This window comes from Sinorhizobium sp. 8-89 (assembly GCF_030124325.1).
In the GTDB taxonomy this organism is placed as follows: Bacteria; Pseudomonadota; Alphaproteobacteria; order Rhizobiales; family Rhizobiaceae; genus Sinorhizobium.
Map to the genome: position 1 here is coordinate 32346 of NZ_JASKLR010000009.1, position 21303 is coordinate 53648.

21 protein-coding genes are annotated in these 21303 nt (G+C 61.5%); 8 read left to right on the forward strand and 13 right to left on the reverse strand.

The window, feature by feature from the left end; translation table 11 throughout:
- The first annotated feature begins 29 nt into the window (after positions 1-29).
- Positions 30-1193 carry a calcium-binding protein gene (locus QN219_RS18065; protein ID WP_284001176.1) on the forward strand — a complete coding sequence of 388 codons (1164 nt, stop codon included), beginning with the start codon at positions 30-32 and terminating at the stop codon, positions 1191-1193.
- Between the two features lie 181 nt (positions 1194-1374).
- On the opposite strand, the gene QN219_RS18070 is transcribed toward QN219_RS18065, so the two are convergent.
- The 7 genes from QN219_RS18070 to QN219_RS18100 all read right to left on the reverse strand — a co-directional run bounded on the left by QN219_RS18070 (position 1375) and on the right by QN219_RS18100 (position 9194).
- On the reverse strand, positions 1375-2310 hold the full coding sequence (locus QN219_RS18070; RefSeq protein WP_284001178.1) for an NAD(P)-dependent oxidoreductase: 936 nt from the start codon (positions 2308-2310) through the stop codon (positions 1375-1377).
- 33 nt (positions 2311-2343) lie between these two features.
- Complete coding sequence (locus QN219_RS18075) at positions 2344-3336, reverse strand: ATP-grasp domain-containing protein (protein ID WP_284001180.1); 993 nt, start codon at positions 3334-3336, stop codon at positions 2344-2346.
- Positions 3333-4073, reverse strand: a complete 741-nt coding sequence (locus tag QN219_RS18080; protein ID WP_284001183.1) for a PHP domain-containing protein — start codon at positions 4071-4073, stop codon at positions 3333-3335. Before QN219_RS18080 ends, QN219_RS18075 begins: the two co-directional genes overlap by 4 nt.
- Before the next feature lie 64 nt (positions 4074-4137).
- Positions 4138-4947 carry a 3'(2'),5'-bisphosphate nucleotidase CysQ gene (gene cysQ / locus QN219_RS18085; protein ID WP_284001184.1) on the reverse strand — a complete coding sequence of 270 codons (810 nt, stop codon included), beginning with the start codon at positions 4945-4947 and terminating at the stop codon, positions 4138-4140.
- Positions 4944-6845, reverse strand: coding sequence for a sulfate adenylyltransferase subunit CysN (gene cysN, locus QN219_RS18090; protein WP_284001185.1), 1902 nt, complete (start codon positions 6843-6845; stop codon positions 4944-4946). The genes cysQ and cysN overlap by 4 nt, the downstream gene beginning before the upstream one ends.
- A complete protein-coding gene (gene cysD / locus QN219_RS18095) occupies positions 6845-7744 on the reverse strand; it encodes a sulfate adenylyltransferase subunit CysD (protein ID WP_269285924.1) in 900 nt (299 codons plus the stop codon). Before cysD ends, cysN begins: the two co-directional genes overlap by 1 nt.
- 202 nt (positions 7745-7946) lie before the next feature.
- The gene (locus tag QN219_RS18100; RefSeq protein ID WP_284001187.1) at positions 7947-9194 is read right to left on the reverse strand and encodes an ROK family transcriptional regulator; all 1248 of its coding nucleotides are present in this window, start codon (positions 9192-9194) and stop codon (positions 7947-7949) included.
- Positions 9195-9421: 227 nt separating this feature from the next.
- Here QN219_RS18100 and QN219_RS18105 point away from each other — a divergent pair, with 227 nt between their 5' ends.
- From QN219_RS18105 to QN219_RS18130, 6 genes are all read left to right on the forward strand, one after another.
- The gene (locus QN219_RS18105) at positions 9422-10660 is read left to right on the forward strand and encodes an extracellular solute-binding protein (protein WP_284001188.1); all 1239 of its coding nucleotides are present in this window, start codon (positions 9422-9424) and stop codon (positions 10658-10660) included.
- A gap of 135 nt (positions 10661-10795) precedes the next feature.
- On the forward strand, positions 10796-11677 hold the full coding sequence (locus QN219_RS18110) for a sugar ABC transporter permease (RefSeq protein ID WP_284001190.1): 882 nt from the start codon (positions 10796-10798) through the stop codon (positions 11675-11677).
- Entirely contained in the window at positions 11677-12522 is an 846-nt protein-coding gene (locus tag QN219_RS18115; protein WP_284001192.1) for a carbohydrate ABC transporter permease, read from the forward strand. The genes QN219_RS18110 and QN219_RS18115 overlap by 1 nt, the downstream gene beginning before the upstream one ends.
- Positions 12519-13544, forward strand: coding sequence for an SIS domain-containing protein (locus QN219_RS18120; protein WP_284001194.1), 1026 nt, complete (start codon positions 12519-12521; stop codon positions 13542-13544). Before QN219_RS18115 ends, QN219_RS18120 begins: the two co-directional genes overlap by 4 nt.
- Before the next feature lie 4 nt (positions 13545-13548).
- Positions 13549-14484 (forward strand): PfkB family carbohydrate kinase, encoded by a 936-nt coding sequence (locus tag QN219_RS18125; protein WP_284001197.1) that lies wholly within the window; start codon positions 13549-13551, stop codon positions 14482-14484.
- Positions 14481-15566, forward strand: coding sequence for a sn-glycerol-3-phosphate ABC transporter ATP-binding protein UgpC (locus QN219_RS18130; protein WP_284001199.1), 1086 nt, complete (start codon positions 14481-14483; stop codon positions 15564-15566). The genes QN219_RS18125 and QN219_RS18130 overlap by 4 nt, the downstream gene beginning before the upstream one ends.
- Before the next feature lie 52 nt (positions 15567-15618).
- Here QN219_RS18130 and QN219_RS18135 read toward each other — a convergent pair whose 3' ends face one another.
- From QN219_RS18135 to QN219_RS18160, 6 genes are all read right to left on the reverse strand, one after another.
- Positions 15619-16440 carry an IclR family transcriptional regulator gene (locus tag QN219_RS18135; RefSeq protein ID WP_284001201.1) on the reverse strand — a complete coding sequence of 274 codons (822 nt, stop codon included), beginning with the start codon at positions 16438-16440 and terminating at the stop codon, positions 15619-15621.
- Between the two features lie 96 nt (positions 16441-16536).
- Positions 16537-16920, reverse strand: a complete 384-nt coding sequence (locus tag QN219_RS18140; RefSeq protein WP_136506210.1) for a RidA family protein — start codon at positions 16918-16920, stop codon at positions 16537-16539.
- A gap of 56 nt (positions 16921-16976) precedes the next feature.
- Positions 16977-17747, reverse strand: a complete 771-nt coding sequence (locus tag QN219_RS18145; RefSeq protein WP_269285935.1) for an amino acid ABC transporter ATP-binding protein — start codon at positions 17745-17747, stop codon at positions 16977-16979.
- A 13-nt stretch (positions 17748-17760) separates the two neighbouring features.
- Positions 17761-18420: an amino acid ABC transporter permease gene (locus tag QN219_RS18150; protein WP_284001206.1), complete on the reverse strand. Its 660-nt coding sequence runs from the start codon at positions 18418-18420 to the stop codon at positions 17761-17763.
- 5 nt (positions 18421-18425) lie between these two features.
- Complete coding sequence (locus QN219_RS18155; RefSeq protein WP_284001208.1) at positions 18426-19088, reverse strand: amino acid ABC transporter permease; 663 nt, start codon at positions 19086-19088, stop codon at positions 18426-18428.
- Between the two features lie 67 nt (positions 19089-19155).
- On the reverse strand, positions 19156-19998 hold the full coding sequence (locus QN219_RS18160; protein ID WP_284001210.1) for a transporter substrate-binding domain-containing protein: 843 nt from the start codon (positions 19996-19998) through the stop codon (positions 19156-19158).
- Positions 19999-20168: 170 nt separating this feature from the next.
- Here QN219_RS18160 and QN219_RS18165 point away from each other — a divergent pair, with 170 nt between their 5' ends.
- Positions 20169-21227: a D-TA family PLP-dependent enzyme gene (locus QN219_RS18165; protein ID WP_284001212.1), complete on the forward strand. Its 1059-nt coding sequence runs from the start codon at positions 20169-20171 to the stop codon at positions 21225-21227.
- Positions 21228-21303 lie beyond the last annotated feature (76 nt).

Consider the following 21303-nt stretch of genomic DNA (forward strand, 5'->3'; position numbering starts at 1 on the left):
CGCCCTCCTGCAACTGCTAGGAGATTATGATGCTATTAAAGGGAACCAATCTTACCAACTCGATTCTCGGCACCCTGGGTAACGACGAGATCTGGGGCTATGCCGGAGACGATTACCTCGAGGGTAGAGATGGGAACGACAGAATTTTTGGCGGCCTCGGCAATGACTTGATCAAGGCTGGTACGGGCGACGACTATGCCGACGGCGGCGACGGCAACGACCGTTTTGATGGCGGCCTCGGTTTCGACACTTTCATCGGTGGGCTGGGTAACGACATCTTTGATGGCGGCGACGGCAACGACACGCTCGACGGTGGCGATGGCCATGACAAGTTTCTCGGCGGTCTTGGAAACGACAAGATCTATGGTGGAGCGGGCGAAGAGTACATCGACGCAGGCGATGGCGACGATATCATTTATGCCGGCTCGGGCAATGATGGATTCAATAATCGAATAAATCCCGCAACCGGACAACTCACGCAGCAGGCCGTAGGAGGCGGTGCCGGAAACGACACGATATACGGCGAAGAGGGCAATGATGCGCTGAAGGGTCAATCTGGCAACGACCGCGTCTATGGCGGCATCGGCGACGACATCGTCGACGCCGGCGACGGGAACAACTATCTCGACGGCGGCGACGGATATGATGTGCTCGACTCCGAAAGCGGCATCGACGAAGCCCACGGCGGCCTGGGCAACGACAGGATTTCGGTCGGTGCCGGAAACGATCTGGCCTACGGCGATGACGGCAATGATACGCTGTCGGGTGAAGGAGGCGACGACGTCCTTTACGGCGGCACCGGCAACGACTTCCTGTATTCCGGCGACGGCAACGACACGCTGCGCGGTGATTCGGGAAAAGACACTCTTATGGGCGAGGCGGGAAGCGACATTCTTTGGGGTGGAGCAGATTCCGATCGCTTCATCTTCAAGGCGACCCCGGCGCTCAGCGGTCGGGATACCGTTATGGATTTCCAAGACGGGGTCGATTTCCTTGTCATCGAGAAACTCGGGATCACCCAATACTCGAGTTCCGGCGCCAAGGGCACCGTCTACGCTTCTGACGCAGCCGGCGGCGACGTGCTGATAAAGGGTTATGACTCCGTGGGCAATGCGTTTTCCATCCTCTTGGATGATCCGAACGGCAGTCTCTCCGCGTCCAACTTTTCGAGGAGCGATTTTCTCTTCGCCTGACGTGGGCCGCCCGGTGCGGGATGAAAAAAGGTGCGGGCGGTCTTCCGCCCGCATCCTGCTTGCGGCGCACTACTGCATGATTCCTTAAACCGGAATGGATTCGACGATGAAATCCGTGCAGCAATTCAAAGTGTTACAGCAACCTTTGCGCGTCTCAAAAGACGCACCGCGCTGTCAGGGTTCAGCCTTGCGCGCTCCCGTTCCGGAAGTCGGCCAGCCCTGTCTCTGCCTTCCATGCTTCGATGCCTTCGCGAAAGGCGCGTGGGCTGTAACCCAACTGCTCGGCCGCCTTGGCGACGTTCAGCGTCGCAAAGCCAGTCGTGCTTCCGTTCCCCCGCTCGCCGTCGACGTTGACCAAGTTCGGATCCGCTCCAAGGACATCGGCGATGATTTGAGCCGCTTCCAGCGACGTGCAGCCGTGCCCGCTGCCGGCATTGAACACTCCCGCCTTTTCTTTCTTGACCGCTTCCAGAGCCAGTGAAACGACGTCATCGACAAACACCAAGTCGACGCTATATCGGCCGCCGTCTCGTATAGCCACGGAACGCCCGCTCCGGAGCGCACGGATGAACGTCGGCACCATCCCCGAGCCATGCATGCCGGGACCATAAACGGAAGCGAGGCGAAGCACCGTCACCGGCATAGCGTTTGCCGTTCCGAAAGCCAGCAGGCAAATTTCCGCCGAGAGCTTGCTCGCCAGATAATAGCTGGCGCGATCCACCGGAAAAGCCGGGCTCGTCTCAGACGCCGGTACGGGCGCGGGCGTATACACCTGCCCCGATCCGAAGAAGACAAACCTCTTCGCACCCTGCGAAGCGGCATCCATCGCGACCCGCAACGCACCATTCGTGTTGACCTCGAAACATTTCGCGGCCTGATGCGCGTCGGTGAGAGCGGCGGGAATGTACGCGGCCAGATGAAGAATGGCGTCAGCGTTCATCACCGCCGGCAATGGGTCACCAATCGACCATTTTTCGATTTGCAAACGAGAGCTTTTTCTCGATGCCACACGGTCCGGGTCGCGCGCGAGGGCGGTGACCTGGTAACCTTTTGAGAGTGCCTGTCCAATCAGTCTCGAAGCGATAAACCCTGTCGCGCCGGTAACAACGAGCTGCATCTGTGTCGAACCTCGCCTTCCCGTGCTGGCCGCCTAGGCTTCTTCCTGCAGCCGCCCGGTGGCCGTGATCAAATCGCCGGGTCTCACCACGGTCTCCGACCAGTGCCGCAATATCGTCACCGACATGATCTCCGGCTGCTCGACTGGCTCGCCGAAGACGATATGCCGGATCGACATCTCCACCTCGTTGAACCCTGCATGGATCCTGACGGCCGTCGTCCCGGAGAACCGCGCATTGATCTCGAAAATGCGGGGAACACCTTCGTCCAGCCGGAACTGGAAGTTCGCCGGACCGTAGGCGCCAAGAGCGTCGGCCGCCCGCGCCATCGCGTCATTCAGAGCAGGAAAGGCTTCGGCAAAAGCCCGGTAAGTGTTGCCATCACGAAGATCTCTCCGCATGACGATTGTCGCGCGGCATTTCCCATCGAAGGTCAGCGTGCCCGCAGTGTATTCGGTCGCTTCCGAGCCGACATATTTCTGTATGACGATCCCGGCCTGCTCGGCTATGGCTCTCTTCAATTGCTCCCGGTCACGCACGACGCTGAAGCCGATCGACCTGGCGCCGACCCGCGGCTTGACGACGAGGGGAAAGCCGCACTGTTCGATCAGGGCCTCCTCGTCACCCGGCAAACACGAAGGAACGAACCCCAACCCCTGCTCCCGGAGGAACTCGGAGGTGAGCCATTTGTCGTTTGCTATGGATACGACACGAGGCGAGCTGATGATCACCTTGGTTCCATAGGTCCTCTCGATCGCTTCGCGATTGGCTGAGAGAATCGGGAGCTCGACATCGGTTCCGGGAATGAGGATGTCGGGCCGCTCGGCCCGCAGCAGGTCGCCCAGCCTGTCCAGATATGCAGGGTCCTTCGCCATCGGGACAAGGTAGGCGACATCGCCCCAGTAGAGGCCGGCCGAGAGCGGGCTTGGATCCCCCGCGACGATCGTCGCGTTCAGGGTCGAGCGCCGTAAGGCGCGAATGATGCCCTGCCCGAGGAGGGCGCCGGCACCCGTGATGAAGACCTTCATGATCGCCCTACCCCCAGTTCAAGCAGCTGATCCCTGCAGCGGCCCAATTCGTCCAACTTGTGCGCATCCGAACCGATCGAAACAAACGGGTTGACCTCTTCGCACAGGGCCAGAAACGCAGGCATATCGACCAGATACGAGGAGTTGATCTCGATCGCGATCCGCCGCTCGAGCGTCGCCGTCATCAACGCGCGATAATACCTCTCCGGAAACTGGCCGTGCCGCCTAAGGCTCATTCCACCCGGGTGCCCAAGGACATCGATCGGCGCATTTGCGATCATTCCCATCGAAAGCCGGAATTCGATTTCGGACGTCTCGTCGAATGACAGTTGTTTGAAATCCAGATAGCCGCCTTGGCCGTCCGGGAGCCGATGAACGACACCGAGAACGATATCGCATGCGTCGAGCACAGACTGCGACACATCCAGCCGGCCATTGTCATCCATGGCTTTCGTCTCGCAGCCGACATAGACGCGCAAACCATCGAACCCGCGCGCAGCGGAAAGAATCTCGGCCTTGAAGTCAGGAAACCACGACGTGCCTTCTCGAACATGCTCCGTGAAGGCAAGCTCAGCGAGACCGCGTTCATTGGCCGCGTGCAGGACTTCGAGCACCGTCGCCTGCCCGTCGGTCCAACTGGTGTGAACCTGGAGTTCCACGTTCAATTGCTCTCGGTTCAGATCCCGAAAACGGGAGAACACAGGCTTGCCGGGATCGGCCTTTCGTTGCCCGTCCATGTTCACTGTGCCCTCGATACGTGCCCGGTCTTGCCGGACCGTCTGCGGCGGCGTGTGCAGCCATTCAGCATTGGACGAGTGCCATCGCAGACATGTCCGCCCAGGCGATGAAATGCGGGTTTGCAAAGTCGCTGTCGCCGTGCTGCCTCGTCTTGCCATAGAGTAGGCGCGAGCCATCCAGCCGCACCACCGATCCGCCGGCGGCCTGCAGCACCGCGTCGCCGGCCGCCGTGTCCCACTCCATCGTTCGGCCGAAGCGCGGATAGACGTCGGCCTTGCCCTCGGCGAGCAGACAGAATTTCAGTGACGAACCGACCGAGGTGTAGTCCGTGACACCTTGGCCGACAAGAAATGCCTCGGTCTCGGAACTGTTGTGCGAGCGGCTGGCGACGGCCGTCAGGGCTGCCCCTCGCATCCGCGCGCGTACCGCTTGCCTCTGCTCAATCTTGAACCAATGATCCAGGAAGAGCTTTTCCGCCCGGCCTCCATCGGCGACATAGGCGCAGCGTTGCGCGGGCGCATAGACGATGCCGGCGATCGGCACATTCCCCTCGATGAGCGCGATGTTAACGGTGAAGTCGCTGCGTCGGTTGATGAATTCCTTCGTCCCGTCCAGCGGATCGACCAGAAAGAAGCAACCGCTGCCGATGTCGGGAACGCGACCCGACGCCACCGCCTCTTCGGCGACGACGGGAATGTGCGGAAAGGCGACCGCCAGCCTGTCGAGGATGATGGCCTCGGCTCGTTCGTCCGCCTCGGTGACGGGCGACTGGTCGTCCTTGTAGGAAACATTGGGGCCGGCGTCATAAACATCGAGAATCGCCGCTCCGGCGTCGAGCGCAATGCGTTCAAGCACTTCGCAAAGGGGGGTCATTTGTCCTCCATCAGCCGGTCGAGGAATTCTTCGATCTCAAGCGCCAGATCGATCGGCTCATGGCCGACCGTCCGCAGATGCAATTCCGGGTTCTCCGGGGCCTCATAGGGCGAGGACACCCCGGTGAAGTTCGCAATCTTGCCGGCGAGCGCCTTCTCATAGAGCCCTTTCGGATCGCGACGCGCGCACTCGTCGAGCGGCGTATCGACGAATATCTCGATGAACTCGCGCTCGTCCATCAGTTCTCGCGCCATGCGCCGCTCGTCGCGGAACGGAGAAATGAAGGATACGAGCACGATCAGGCCGGCGTCGGCCATGAGCTTGGCGACCTCGGCCACGCGGCGGATGTTCTCGACGCGATCCTCTTCGGTAAAGCCGAGGTCCCGATTGAGCCCGTGGCGCACATTGTCGCCGTCGAGCAGATAGGTGTGCTTGCCGCGCGCATGCAGGATCCGGTCCAGCGTGTTCGCAATCGTCGATTTGCCGGAGCCGGAAAGGCCTGTGAACCAAAGCACGGCAGGCCGCTGGTTCTTCATCGCGCTGCGCGCGCCCTTGTTCACGTCGAGCGCATGCCAATGGACGTTGTCGGCGCGACGCAGCGGGAAGTCGATCATGCCGGCGCCGACGGTGGCGTTCGTCACCCGGTCGACGAAGATGAAATTGCCTGTCGCCCGGTTGTCCTTGTAGGCGTCGAAGGCGATCGGCGTCTGCGTCGAGATATTGCAGACGCCCACTTCGTTCATCTGCAGCGACTTCGCCGCCTCGCGAATGAAGCTGTTGATGTTGACCTGGTGCTTGAGCGTCGTGACCGTCGCGCTGACACTGTCCGTCTCGGTCCTGAGGATATAGCTGCGCCCTGGCATCATCGCATTGGCGTCGAACCAGATAACATGCGCCTGGAACTGGTCCGCCACGAAGGGCCGCGAGCCGGGGGCGACGAGCATGTTGCCGCGCGAGGCGTCGACCTCATCCGAAAGCATGAGCGTTACCGCCTCGCCCTCCCCCGCCGTCTCGAGGTTGCCGTCATACGTGACGATCGCCTTGACCGACGAGCGTTGCCCGGATTTCGCGACGACCACCGGATCGCCGACCGAGATCCTGCCGGACGCAACCTGTCCGGCATAGCCGCGGAAATCCGCGTTCGGCCGCATGACCAGTTGGACCGGAAAACGGAACGGCTTCTCCCGATCGATCGGGTCGAGTTCAACCGTCTCCAGGTAATCAAGCAGGGCCGGCCCCTTGTACCAGGGCGTGTTCGCGGAAGCCGAGATGACATTGTCGCCGTAACGGGCGGAAATCGGGATCGGCCGGATACTGGTAAAGCCGAGTTCCTTGGCAAAGACCAGGTAGTCTTCGACGATGTCGTCGAATACCTGCTGGCGGAAGTCGACCAGGTCGATCTTGTTGACCGCCAGCACGACATGCCGGATGCCGAGCAGCGAGGCGATATATGAATGGCGCCGTGTCTGCTGGAGAATGCCCTGGCGGCTGTCGATCAGGATGATGGCGAGATCCGCGGTCGAAGCGCCGGTCACCATGTTGCGCGTATATTCCTCGTGGCCGGGCGTATCGGCGACGATGAACTTGCGCTTCGACGTGGCGAAATAGCGGTAGGCGACGTCGATGGTGATGCCCTGTTCACGTTCGGCCTCGAGCCCATCGAGAAGCAGGGCCAGATCGATCTCCTTCCCGTTGGCGGCGCCCGGGCTGCCGACGCGGCCGAGATTTGCCAACTGATCCTCAAAGATCAGCTTCGCGTCGTAAAGCAAGCGTCCGATCAGGGTCGACTTGCCATCGTCGACAGAGCCGCAAGTGATGAATCTCAGGATCGACTTGTTGTCGTGCTCGGCCAGATGCGCCTCGATGTCATGCGGCGGCATGGTTTGAAGATACGACATCAGAAGTACCCCTCCCGCTTCTTTTTCTCCATCGCCCCGACCTCGTCCGTGTCGATCAGGCGACTCTGCCGTTCGGATGTGCGCACCGTCAACATTTCCCGCAATATGTCCGGAAGCGTGGCAGCCTCGGATTCGACCGCCCCGGTCAGCGGATAGCAGCCGAGCGTGCGGAAGCGCACCAGGCGCTCCGCGACCTCCTCGCCAGGCTGGATCGGCATGCGGTCGTCATCCACCATGATCAGCATGCCGTCGCGCCGCACGACAGGCCGCCGGGCCGCAAAATAGAGCGGCACGATCGGAATGTTCTCGCGCAGGATGTATTGCCAGATGTCAAATTCGGTCCAATTGGAAAGCGGGAAGACCCGCATCGTCTCGCCCTGGCCGACCCGTGTGTTGTAGGTCTTCCACATCTCGGGACGCTGGCGCTTCGGGTCCCAGCCGTGCTGGGCGCTGCGGATGGAAAAGACGCGCTCCTTGGCCCGTGACTTCTCCTCGTCGCGTCGCGCTCCCGCGAGGGCCGCGTCGAACCCGTATTTCTCCAGCGCCTGCCTGAGCGCCATCGTCTTCATGACATGGGTATGGACATTGGACCCGTGCGTGAACGGCCCGATGCCCTGATCGATCCCGTCCTGATTGACGTGCACCAGAAGGTTGAAGCCGAGTTGCCGCGCCATCCGGTCACGAAACTCGATCATCTCCCGGAACTTCCATCTGGTGTCCACATGGAGAAAGGGAAAAGGCGGTTTGGCCGGATAGAACGCCTTCATCGCCAGGTGCAGCAAGACCGAGGAGTCCTTGCCAATGGAATAAAGCACAACCGGGTTGGAAAACGTTGCAACGACTTCTCGGATAACATGAATTGCTTCGGCTTCAAGCCGCCGAAGATGGGGAAGAGACATATCGCAATCCCTCTGATTTTAAATAATAAAAATTCTTGTATGCGATAAAAAAAGGTCGCCGCCGCCAAACGGTTGCAGGCGCAATCAAATAATGGGTGCAGCAGCTAAACTTTGTCCCGCCGACTTGGCCGCATTTAAGCGCCATATTGCTAATATTTCAAGTAACAATAGCAATCCTCCTTTTCGCAAGTTGGGCGCGACACTAGGCGTCGTCCTGCGGCAGCCAAACAGCGCCCGCCGTTCCCGTCTTCAGGATCGCGGAAAAACGAGGATCGAAAGTCCGGCTGATCGGCTCCGCGGCAGCACCGATGGCCACAGCCCAGGGGTCCGTGAAGCCCAGCTGCAGGCGCGGCATGCTGCGTGCGCGATGCTCGGCGATCGAAGGCAGCAACGGGTGGATGGCCTCCATCAGCAGCCGGGCGAGACCGGATGGCATGCCGCCGCAGAGGATGACGGTTTGCGGATCGAAAATGCTCTCCAGCGTCTGGACGGCGGCTTGAAGCTCGAATGCCGCATCCTCGACCCAGGCGGTGACGCGTGCGTCCGGCCCCCCTGCGATCTCGTCGATCCGGCGATAGAGATCCGGATCGGCGGGATCGAGACCGAGGATCCTGCTGAGCGATGCAATGGAAACGCGGTGCTCGAGCGGGGCACGCTTCACGCCGGCCACGCGCGGCTGGCTCAAGATCATGCCGATCTCGCCGGCATTGCCGTTGGCGCCGCGATAGAGCTCACCGTTGAGGATCAATCCGGCCCCCAGGCCGTAGCCAAGATAGATGCAGATCGCCTGATCGAGCCCGTGCGCCGCGCCGACCATCTTTTCGGCAGTCGCTGCGGCCGCCGCATCGTTCTGCAAACGCACGTCGAGACCCGTACCTGCCGATAGTGTTTCCAACAGAGGAAAGTTCTGCCAGGCCGCCATCATCCAGGGATCGTCGGCGTCTGCGTCAATGCCGAAGGGGCCGGGCATCGCAATGCCGAGGCCGACGAATCGGTCCCTGGATTGCGGCGCGATCTCCGCCAGGTCGTGACGCGTTCTGGCGATCAAATCCAAAATGGTGCCGACGCCTTTTTCCGGACCGCCCGCAGGCAGGTTCGCCTCGCCCCGCGCGAGCACGGAGCCGACCAGATCGACGGCGATCGTGCGGGTGACGTGCCGGTCGATCTGCAGGCCGATCGCGAAGGCGCCTTCGGGAACCAACCGATAGGGGGTCGACGGCTGCCCGCGGCCCTTGCGGACGGCGGCGAGAGACGCCACCAGGCCGTCGCTTTCGAGCTCCTCGATAATATTCGAAACGGTCTGCTTGGTGAGTGCCGTCGCCCGCGCAAGATCGGCCCGCGACAGCTGCCCGTTCAGCCGCAGCGCATCGATCATCACGCGGCGGTTGTGCGCGCTGGTCCCCTCCTGATTGGTCCCGCTCTTGGCCCGGATGGGGCGCATCTCGTTCATCCACAAATCCCGCTTGACACTGTTAGAATATTGGCGAAGAAATAAGTCAAGACAATTGACTTAATAGGAGGTCGCAAGAACCTCAGGGGAACGAAGGCGACGGTGCTATGCTGTCGCAAACGCTCCGATTGATTTGTCGACGTCGCCGCAAGTCGCGGCGGATTTCCCGCTCCGGCGTGCTCGCAAGCAGCGCCGGGAACTGAAACGATCGATTATTGGAGGCAACAATGTTGAAATCGACACGCAACGCGCTCGTCGGCGCCGCTCTTGTCGGAATATCCTTCAGCAGCCAGGCTCACGCGGAAACGACGCTGAACGCGTTGTTCATGGCTCAGGCCGCCTATAGCGAAGCCGATGTTCGCGCCATGACCGAGGCCTTCACCAAGGCCAATCCGGACGTGAAGGTCAATCTCGAATTCGTCCCCTATGAAGGGCTGCACGACAAGACGGTGCTGGCGCAGGGTTCCGGCGGCGGTTATGACGTCGTCCTGTTCGACGTCATCTGGCCGGCCGAATACGTCACCAACAAGGTGCTCGTCGATGTCACCGACCGCATCACCGACGAGATGAAGAACGGTGTCCTGCCGGGCGCGTGGACCACGGTCGAATATGACGGCAAGCGCTATGGCATGCCGTGGATCCTCGACACCAAATATCTCTTCTACAACAAGGAAATCCTGGAAAAGGCCGGCATCACCGCGCCGCCGAAGACCTGGGACGAACTTGCCGAGCAGGCAAAGACGATCAAGGACAAGGGACTGCTCCAGAACCCGATCGCCTGGAGCTGGTCGCAGGCGGAAGCTGCGATCTGCGACTACACGACGCTGGTGAGCGCCTATGGCGGCAAGTTCATCGAAGGCGGCAAGCCGGCCTTCACGACTGGCGGCGGACTTGATGCGCTGAACTACATGGTTTCGAGTTACACCTCCGGTCTCACCAACCCGAATTCCAAGGAGTTCCTTGAGGAGGATGTGCGCAAGGTGTTCCAGAACGGCGAGGCGGCCTTCGCGCTCAACTGGACCTATATGTACAACCTTGCCAACGACCCCAAGGAAAGCAAGGTGGCCGGCAAGGTCGGCGTCGTGCCGGCTCCGGGCGTCGCCGGCAAGAGCGAGGTTTCGGCCGTCAACGGCTCGATGGGCCTCGGCATCACCTCGACCAGCCAGCATCCGGAAGAGGCATGGAAATACATCGTCCACATGACCTCGCAGCAGACGCAGAACGCCTATGCGAAGCTCAGCCTGCCGATCTGGGCCTCGTCCTACGAGGACGCCAGCGTGACGAAGGGCCAGGAAGAATTGATCGCAGCGGCCAAGCTTGGCCTCGCGGCGATGTATCCGCGCCCGACGACGCCGAAATATCAGGAGCTTTCGACTGCCCTGCAGCAGGCCATCCAGGAGGCGCTGCTCGGCCAGACCTCAGCCGAAGACGCCTTGAAGACGGCTGCCGAGAACAGCGGCCTCTAACAATGCGAGATTACGTTCCGGGCAGCCGCGCCGCTCGGAACGTAGTCGAAGCCGCAGCTTCTTCGAATCCTCGGCATGGCCGAGTCACAATGAATCGCATGAAACGGCCCTGACGGCCGCAAGAGTCTCCATCCGATGCCCGGTACCTGGATAACAACGCGTGCGTGGCTTTTGATGCTGCCGCTGCTCGTGGTCATGATCGCTGTCATCGGCTGGCCATTGGTCGATACGGTGCGGCTCTCCTTCACCGATGCGAAGCTCGTCGGCACCGCAGGCGGTTTCGTCGGCGTCGACAACTACGCAAGAATGCTTGGCGGGTCGAACTTCCAGCGGGCGCTGATGACGACCACCTGGTTCGCTGTCGTGTCCGTCGCCGCCGAAATGGTGCTGGGCGTGCTCGCCGCGCTCCTGCTTAACCAGCAGTTTCGCGGGCGGACAGCACTCAGAGCCCTGATGATCCTGCCCTGGGCCTTGCCGACGGTGGTCAACGCCACGCTCTGGCGGCTGATCTACAATCCCGAATATGGCGCCCTCAACGCTGCGCTCACCCAACTTGGCCTGCTCGACAGCTACCGCTCCTGGCTCGGCGAGCCGGGTTCGGCGCTCATCGCGCTGATTGTCGCAGATTGCTGGAAGAATTTCCCGCTGGTGGCGCTGATCGCGCTCGCCGCCTTGCAGGCCGTCCCCCGCGACATCAACGCGGCAGCACTTGTCGACGGCGCAGGCCCATTCAACCGCTTCCGCTACGTGATCATGCCCTATCTCGCTGGGCCCCTCCTGGTGGCGCTGGTACTGCGCACGATCGAGGCCTTCAAGGTCTTCGACATTATCTGGGTGATGACCCGCGGCGGGCCGGCGAACAGCACGCGCACGCTCTCGATCCTCGTCTATCAGGAGGCCTTTTCCTTCCAGCGAGCAGGTTCCGGCGCGTCACTGGCCTTGATCGTCACTCTGCTCGTGACCATTCTTGCGGTCGCCTATGCGGCGCTGCTTCGCAAGGCCGCGGGAGCGTCATGATGGAACGCCGGAATCCGATCTTCACCGCTTTCGTCTATGCGTGCGCACTCCTGCTTGCGATCGTCATCCTGGCGCCGATCGGCTGGCTCTTCGTCATGAGCATCTCGTCGGCCGCCGACCTTTCGGCCAAGCCCCTCAACTGGTGGCCGGACGAGATCGATCTTTCGCGCTACCGCACCCTGCTTTCAACGATCGAGAACAGCGCCGGCGCCGCCTTCGTCGCCTCACTGCTCAACAGCCTGAAAGTCGCCGGCATGGCGACGCTAGCGGCAATCGCCGTCGCCATTCCCTCCGCCTGGGCGGTTTCGCGCACACCGACGGTCTCCTGGTCGCTCTATGCGGTGATCGCCACCTATATGCTGCCACCCGTCGCGCTCGCGGTACCGCTCTACATGGGGCTTGCCTATTTCGGCTTGCTCAACTCCGTCTTCGGGCTGGCGCTCGTCTATCTCACTATCCTTGCGCCGTTCACCACCTGGCTGCTGAAATCGGGCTTCGATTCCATACCCAGGGAAATCGAAAGCGCCGCAATGATCGACGGCGCACGGCTCGACCAGATCCTGCGGCTGCTGACACTGCCGCTTGCCGCCCCTGTCATGGCGACCTCCGCCCTCTTCGCCTTCTTGCTCGCCTGGGACGAATTCTTCTACGCGCTACTCTTCACCTCCGACCTGCGCGCCAAGACCCTCACTGTCGCCATTGCGGATCTCGCCGGCGGCCGTGTCTCCGACTACGGATTGATCGCAACCGCCGGTGTGCTTGCCGCCCTGCCCCCGGTGCTGATCGGTCTCGTCATGCAACGTGCCCTGATTTCGGGGCTTACAAGCGGCGGCGTCAAAGGATGATCATGAAGGCTTCCAAGGAGCGCCCCGCCGGGCTCATCGCGATCGACAAGGAGATGGAACGTCAGCACGCCGATGCCATCGCTTCCCACGAAGGATCGGCCGCCCTCGCGCAGAAAATTGCCGCGTCACTGAAATCGACAGGCCGCCTCCTCCTCATTGGCATGGGCGGCTCTCATGCCGTCGGCCGTGCCGTCGAGCCCCTCTATCGGGCGCTCGGCATCGAGGCCGTGGCGCTGCCGCTCTCCGAGCAGCTCGGCCAGCCATTACCTATTGAAGGAAAAACCGTCCTGATCACCTCCCAGTCGGGCGAAAGCGCCGAGGTGCTGCGCTGGTTCAGAGAGAACAATGGCGGCACGCCGGATACGTTCGGCCTGACGCTGGAAGGCAATTCCTTCCTGGCGCGTTCGACACCATCGCTTATCGGCGCTGGCGGCACCGAGCAGGCGTTCGCCGCAACCCGCAGTCTGACGATCAGTTTCGCGCTGCATCTCGCAGTACTCGCCGCACTCGGTGAAGATCCGGCCGATGCGCTTCACGCCCTTCGCGAGCCCGAAGCGCCCGCAATCGACGATGCTCTGACTGCGCTCGCCGATGTGCGCGCCGTGGTCACCTCCGGCCGCCGGCTGCAGGGTCTCGCCGAGGCGATCGCGCTTGGGCTCACCGAACTGTCACGCCTGCCCTGCTTCTCGCTCGAAGGCGGACAACTCCGCCACGGTCCCATGGAAATGCTCGGGCCGAATGTCGGGGTCGTGCTCTTCCGCGCTGCTGATCCGACGGCAGACCTGGTCGCCGCCTTGGCGAACTCCGCAGCCGAAGCAGGTTCGCCCGTGATCGTCTTCGATGCGTCCGGCGAACCGCCGGTCGATGGGGTCGTGACGATCCACTTCGGGCGCGCCGCAGGCATGGCGGCCATTTTCGCCATGCTGCCAGTCGCGCAGTCGCTCATGCTCGCCCTTGCCGATGCCCGCGTAGACAATGTCGGTACACCGGTGCGCTCCACCAAGATCACCCGGAGCGAGTAAGGACATGCGCCCGCTTGCAGTCATCGGCAACGTCAACATCGACCTGATCCTCGGTCCGGCCGAGCCGTGGCCGAAGGCCGGCACGGAAATCATCGTCGATCATGACGAGTTGCGTGTCGGCGGCTGCGCCGGCAACAGCGCGCTTGCCTGGGATTCGCTCGGTGTGGACTACGCGATCGCCGCGAACGTCGGCAACGACCAGTTCGGCACCTGGCTGAAGGAGGCCTTCGGCGCTCGCTCTAAGGGCTGGCCGGTGGAAGCCGTGGGCACCACGCTCTCGGTCGGCATCACCCATCCGGACGGCGAGCGCACGTTTTTCACCACGCGCGGCCATCTGCCGCTCTTCAGCTTCGACGAGGTTCGCACGATGCTTGACGGCGAGCGTCTTCGCGGCGGCTATGTGTTGCTCGCGGGCTCGTTCCTGACCGACGCCCTGACGCTCGCCTATGACGAGTTTTTCGACTGGGCGGATGCGCATGGCATCGCGGTTGCGCTCGACACCGGCTGGCCGCTCGACGGTTGGACCGAGGCGAACAAGCGCAGGACGCTCGATTGGCTGAAGCGCTGCCATTGCGCCCTCTTCAACGAAGCCGAGACGACGACCTTGACCGGAGAGACTGACCCGGGCGAAGCCGCGCGGCACCTGAAGGAACGGATGCCGGCCGAGGCGATCGTCGTCGTCAAGCGCGGACCTTACGGCGCGCTTGCCCTCGACGAGACCGGTGCGCAATTTTCGGTTCCTGCACCGCGCGTTGACGTCGTCGACACCATCGGCGCCGGCGATGTCTTCAATGCCGGCTTCCTGGCCGCGCTTGCCGCCGATTTGCCGCTCGAAGAATGCCTGCTAGTTGGCGTCACGATCGCTTCCGAAGCCATCTCCACGCTGCCGCGCAGCTACGGCAAGCCCCTTTCGGCCTTCCTCCAGGAGACCAGGAAATGAGCGCACTCGAGATCCGCAACATCCACAAGCGCTATGGTGAGGTGGAAACGCTGAAGGGCATCGACATTGCGCTTGAAAGCGGCGAGTTCCTGGTGCTGCTCGGCTCGTCCGGCTGCGGCAAATCTACCCTCTTGAACATCATCGCCGGACTTGCCGAGCCGAGCGGCGGCGACATCCGCATCGGCGAGCGCTCGATCATGGGCTTGCACCCCAAGGATCGCGACATCGCCATGGTGTTCCAGTCCTATGCGCTCTATCCGAACATGAGCGTTGCACGCAACATCGGCTTCGGCCTCGAAATGCGCAAGGTACCGGCGCCGGAGCGCGAGAAGGCCGTGCGCGAGACCGCCCGCCTGCTCCAGATCGAAAATCTTCTCGATCGCAAGCCGAGTCAGCTTTCCGGCGGCCAACGCCAACGCGTTGCGATCGGCCGGGCGCTGGTGCGCAATCCGCAGGTCTTTCTTTTCGACGAGCCGCTGTCGAATCTCGACGCCAAGCTGCGCATGGAGATGCGCACCGAGCTGAAGCGGCTGCATCAGATGCTGAAGACCACCATCGTCTACGTGACCCACGACCAGATCGAGGCGATGACGCTTGCGACCCGCATTGCCGTGATGCGCGACGGCCGCATCGAACAGCTCGGCACGCCGGAGGAAATCTACGACCGGCCAGCGACGCTTTATGTCGCCGGCTTCGTCGGTTCACCGCCGATGAATATCCTCGACGCGGAAGTTGTCGGGAGCGCTCTCAGGCTTGTCGGCTCCGAGGAGACGCTTCCGCTGCCGGCGGATTTCGCGAGCACTGCGCCGACGGGCCGGGGCGTCAAGATCGGCATACGGCCGGAGGCGCTGCGGCTCGCAAGTCCCGATGCACCAGGCGTCCGCATCAAGGCGCACGTCGAGGTCATGGAACTGACAGGGCCGGAGCTGGTCACGACGGCAAAGCTCGGCGGACAGACGATCACCGCCTGCCTCCCGCCGCGCACGCGTCTCAGCGCCGGATCGGAGCAGTTCTTCTCCTTCGATGAGGCGGCGCTGCATCTGTTCAATCCCGAAACGGGGCGCTCGTTGCTGACGGCGTGAGAACCGCCGAGACCGTCGGCAATAATGAGCAGTTCTGCTACGAACCTGGACTTCAATAGCCGGTGGCTGCCCGGGCTGCTGTCCGAACCGGCGGTCCGTCCTGCCTATAGCCAAGCTTCTCGGAAAGTTCGGCCGCCGCATCGATCAGTACGCGAAGGTAAGCATCACGATTGCGCAACCCGTCTTCCTTGGGAGCGACGAGGCAGAGCGTCGCGATGCAAATTCCTTCAGCGTCGTACACCGGCACGGCAAAACAATGGGTAAAGCTGTCGACGATGCTGTTGAACGTGAAATAGCCGTCCTTCTTGGCTTCCCGGACCTGGCGGATGAAATCGGACGGATCGAGGCGCTTGCCCGTCGGCAGCATGAAATCCTCGGCGGGAATGAAATCCAGTATCTGCTCGTCGCTCATGTGGTCGACCAGCAGACGACCGGACGCGGTCCACGGAATGGCGACCGGCTCGCCGATATTGGTGGAGATGCGGAAGGGGCGGCTTCCCTCGTTCATCAGAACGACCGCATATTTGTTGCCTTCCAGTTGGCACATCTGCGCGGTCTCCCGCGTCTCCTCGGCGATCCTCGCCAACAGATGTTCGCACTCGCGCATAAGATCGAATTGTTCGGCGTAGGCCGCACCGAGGAAATAGAGCTTGCGCCCGAGAAAGACACGGCCATCTTCGCCCCGATACTCGATCACGCCCTGCCGGATCAGCAGGTTAACGAGCTCGTAGACGGAAGAACGCGGCGCGCCGATGCCCTGGGCGATTTCGTTCGGGCGCTGGGGCTGACGTTGCAGGCGCAAAAAGTCGAGGATTTCGAATGCCCGGTCGAGACCTCGCGCCCTCCGGGTGACCGTATCTACCGCATCAGCCATAGCCATTCTCCTGCGGGTCCCGGCGCACGAGTGAAAGCATGCGGGCAGAATCCGCACTCACTTCACCTGCTCCGCAAACCCGACGCCAAGTTCACCTCATTTAGCCTTGTAGGCGACGCAGTCAACTTCGACCTTGCAGTCGACCATCATGCGTGACTGTACGCAGGCGCGTGCCGGCGGGTTCTCACCGAAGTATTGCGCGTAGATCCCATTAAAGCTCCAGAAGTCGCGCGGGTCATCGAGCCAGACGCCGACACGCACGACGTCTTCAACGCCGTAGCCCGCCTCATGCAGGATCGCGATCATGTTTTCGATCGCCTTGCGGCTTTCGGCTATGATGCCGCCATCGATGATCTCACCGGCCTCCATCGCGACCTGTCCCGAGACGTATAGCCAACCGTTTGCCTCGACGGCGCGCGCAAATGGCAAAGCCTGCTTTCCCGCACCGGTTTCGCCCGTTCCATAACGTTTAATCGTCACAGCACTTCACTCCAATTCTGCATTTCGATTTATCGGTCTCCAGTTGAACCGGTCCTTCAGTTGAACGATGACGTTTTCAGAAAATCTGTCAGTCGCTCGGTCTTCGGTTTCAGGAACATCTCGCGCGGATTGCCTTCTTCGCCGATGCGGCCCTGATTCATGAAGATTACCCGCGACGAAACCTCGTAGGCGAAGCGCATCTCATGGGTGACGAGCAGCATGCTCATCCCGTCCTCGGCGAGCCCCTTGATCACTTGCAGCACTTCGTTAACCAACTCCGGGTCGAGCGCCGAAGTGACCTCGTCGAAGAGCATCAGCTTTGGGTTCATCGCGATGGCGCGAGCGATTGCTACGCGCTGCTGCTGGCCGCCGGAAAGCTGACCAGGATAATGATCCTTGCGCGACAGCAGCCCGACGCGGTCAAGCCACTTTTCCGCGATCGCCTTCGCCTCGTCGCGGCTCATCTTCTTGACCTTGACGAGGCCGAGCGCGACGTTGCCGGCGGCAGTCATATGCGGGAAAAGGTTGAACTGCTGAAAGGCCATGCCGGTGAGTGCGCGTTGGCGTGCGATATCCTTCTCCCGCTTGCGGCGGCGGACGCCGTTCACCATCTCATAGCCGATTTCCTGGCCGTCGATGCTGATCGTCCCGCCCTGGAACTCCTCCAGCATGTTGATGCAGCGAAGCATTGTCGTTTTGCCGGAGCCGCTCGAGCCGATGATGCTGATCACCTCACCCTGCCGCATGGTGCAGTCGACGCCCTTCAGCACTTCGACCGTGCCGTAGCGCTTGTGAAGGTCGCGGATTTCAAGAAGATTGTTGGTCATCGGATGAGAAGCCTCACGACGGAACAGCGGTCTTGCGCTCGACATAGCGACCGAAGCGCTCGATGCTGTAGTTGATGACGAAATAGAGAAAGCCCGCGAAGAAATAGAATTCGAGGCTCATGAAAGTGCGGGAGATCAACTCCTGCGTACGCAGCAGCAATTCGGCGACGCCGATGATCGAGAGCAGCGTCGACGCCTTGACCATCTCGGCTGCCGTATTGACCCAGGCAGGCAGCGCCTGGCGCAATGCCTGGGGGCCAAGCACATAAGCGAAGGTCTGCGAGAACGTGAGCCCAATCGCTTTTGCGGCCTCCGTCTGTCCCTTGGGAATCGACTGCAATGCGCCGCGCACCAGCTCGCCAACATGCGAACTGCAGAAGACTGCGAGCGCAAGGATGCCCGCCTGGAACGGTCCGAGTTCAATGCCGACAGTGCTCAGAACGTAATAACTCGCCAGCACCAGTACCAGAACCGGCGTGCCGCGAATGAAGTCGGTATAGCCGCGCACCAGCCATTGCACCGGCTTGTAGCCATAGGTCAGCGCCAGCCCGACGAAAATGCCGAGCAAAGTGCCGACCGCGATCGACAGGAAGGATATGGAAATCGACACGCCGAGCCCCTTGATGAGCGGCAGGCGGGCAAGCCAGAGCTGATCGAGAAATGCGAAATCCATGACGGTCACCTCGGAACGGCCAGACGCCGCTCGACGGCACGCATCAGCGCGGCAAGGAGTGAACAAGTTGCGACATAGAGGCAGCTCGCCACGATCCAGGTCTCGATGACCCGAAAGGTCTCGACATTGATCTTGCGTGCCTCGAACGTGAGTTCCGGTACGGCGATCGCCGCGGCGAGCGAGGTATCCTTGAAAAGCGAGATCATGGTGCTGCCGAGCGACGGCAAGACGTTGCGCAGCATCAAGGGTATGATGATCGAGGTGCGGATCTGCATCTCCGTCAGCCCAATCGCAAGACCCGCCTCGCGCTGACCAGGCGGCACGGCGATGAGGCCGCCACGGAACACCTCGGCAAGATAGGCGCCGGAGTAGATCGCCAGCGTCAACACAAAGCTTTCGATCTTGCCGAGGCGGACACCAAGTTCCGGAAGAGCGAAGTAGCTGAAGAGAACGAGGACGAGGATCGGCGTGTTGCGGATGATCGTGACATAGAGTCCGGCAGGTTTGCGCAACGCGACAGTCCTGGAAACGAGCCCGAAAGCCACAATCAATCCGATCACGCAACCGGCAAGGATTGCGGCGAAGGCGAGGCCGAGACTGAGCGCAAGTCCTTCCAGAAGAAGGTCGAACGAGCGCCAGACGGCCGCGAAGTTCAGTGAGTAAGTCATGCGCGCCAGCCATTGTTGAAAGCAGGGCGAGAGGCAGCCCCGCTGGTGGGCTGCCTCGGCGAAGGGTTCATTTGTATTCGACCGGGAAACCGATCTGCGGTGCGGTCAGATCCTCGCCGAACCAGGTCTTAAAGGACTTGGCATAGAAGTCGAATTCGACACCTGTCATCGCCTCGTGCAGTGCCGTGTTGACGAAGTTCAACCAGTCTTGGTCGCCGCGCTTGACGCCACAGGCGTAGGTCTGCGGATTCCAGCCATAACCGGCATCCTTATAGCGCTCGGGATTCTGGGTCATGTACCAGGCAAGCGAGGACTGGTCGGTGGCGGCAGCATCGGCACGTCCCGATTCAAGCGCCTGGTAGATCAGGTCAACAGATTCGTACTGATCGACCGTTGCCTCCGGCAGGGCGGCGTGGACCATATCCTCGGCATAGACGTTCTGCAGCACCGATATCGTGACCGAGGAACCAGCCTCCTTGAGCGCCTTGTAGTCGGCATACTTGCCGTCCGCCTTCAGCATCAGGCCCACGCCTTCGCGATAATAAGGAATGGTGAAGGCGATCTGCTGGGCGCGCTCGCCCGTGACCGTCATGAATTGGCAGGTGATGTCGACCTTGTTGGTAGTGATGTTCGGAATGCGGGCATCCGACGACTGATTGACGAATTCGATCTTCTCCGGATCCCCGAACAGCGCCTTGGCAATAATGCGGCCCATATCGACGTCGAAGCCCTGCAGCTTGTCGTCGGCGCTTTTGAAGTGCCAGGGCGCATTCGTGCTGCCGGTACCGAGCACCAGATGGCCGCGCGCAAGTACTTCGTCGAGTTTGCTTGTCGGCTGCTGCGCGGAGGCCGGCGCCGCTGCCAGCGTGGCGATTATGAGGCCCGCAGTCGCATGAAATGTCTTGATCATCGGAGATCTCCCCTTTGTCAGTTCCCGGTGATTTTCCTGATATCCAATATAGTGGACATGCGTCCTTAATACTGGATTGACCCATGAAATGCCTTGGGTCATAACTTGTCAAGGCGGATCGGCTAAATTTGCCGCACATCCGCCGTTGTCTGAGAGAGGAAGCCAACCATATGACCCTGCCGATCGAAACGCCTGCGGTGCTGGTCGACATCGAGATCGCCCGCCGGAACATCCGCGCGTTCCAGGACTACGCGGATCGCCACGGCATTCGGGTGCGGCCGCATATCAAGACGCACAAGCTTCCGCAGATGGCCGAGCTGCAGCTCGAAGCCGGAGCGATCGGCATCACCTGCCAGAAGGTCACCGAGGCGGAGGCAATGGTCGAGGGCAGCGCGCAGATCAAGGACGTGCTGATCACCTACAATATCCTTGGAACGGAGAAGCACGCGCGCCTCGCCAAGCTCAACAAACGCGTCACGCTCAGCGTGGTCGTCGACAACTCGACGGTTATCGACGGCCTGTCGACCCGTTTCGCCCGCGAAGACAAACCGCTGACCGTACTTGTCGAATGCAACACGGGCGCCGATCGCTGCGGCGTGGCGACGCCGGCCGAGGCTGCGAGCCTCGCTCGACACATAGCCGATGCACCCGGATTGCAGTTCGGCGGACTGATGACCTATCCGCCCGTCGGAGGAACTGAGCGCGTGCAAGCCTTCATGAGCGAGGCGAAGCGGCTGATCGAAGCGAACGGCATCGACGTTCCGACGATCACCTCCGGCGGCACCCCGAGCATGATGGAGGCGGCTGGTGCGTCCGTCGCGACCGAACACCGTCCAGGAACCTACATCTACAACGATCGCTCGCTAGTCGCCCGCGGCGTGGCGACGTGGGACGATTGCGCGCTGACGGTGCTTGCGACCGTCGTCTCGGTTCCCGCCGAAAACAGGGCGATCATCGATGCCGGCAGCAAGGTCCTGACCTCCGACCTTCTCGGTCTTTCCGGCTACGGCCATGTGCTGGAACGCGACGACATCAGGATCGACCAGCTTTCGGAAGAACACGGCAGGCTCGTCTCGGACGGGCCGATCAATCTGAAGGTCGGCGACCAGCTACGCATCGTCCCTAACCACGCCTGCGTGGTGACAAACATGGTCGATGCGGTTCATATCGTCGAGGGCAATAAGGCGAAGGCGATCTGGCCAGTCGTCGCGCGCGGCCGCGTTCTCTAAAGCAATTTCCAGGAAAAGTGTGTAACGGTTTTCCGTCCGGAATTGTGTCATTTCAAATGAGTTAGGTCATTTCACT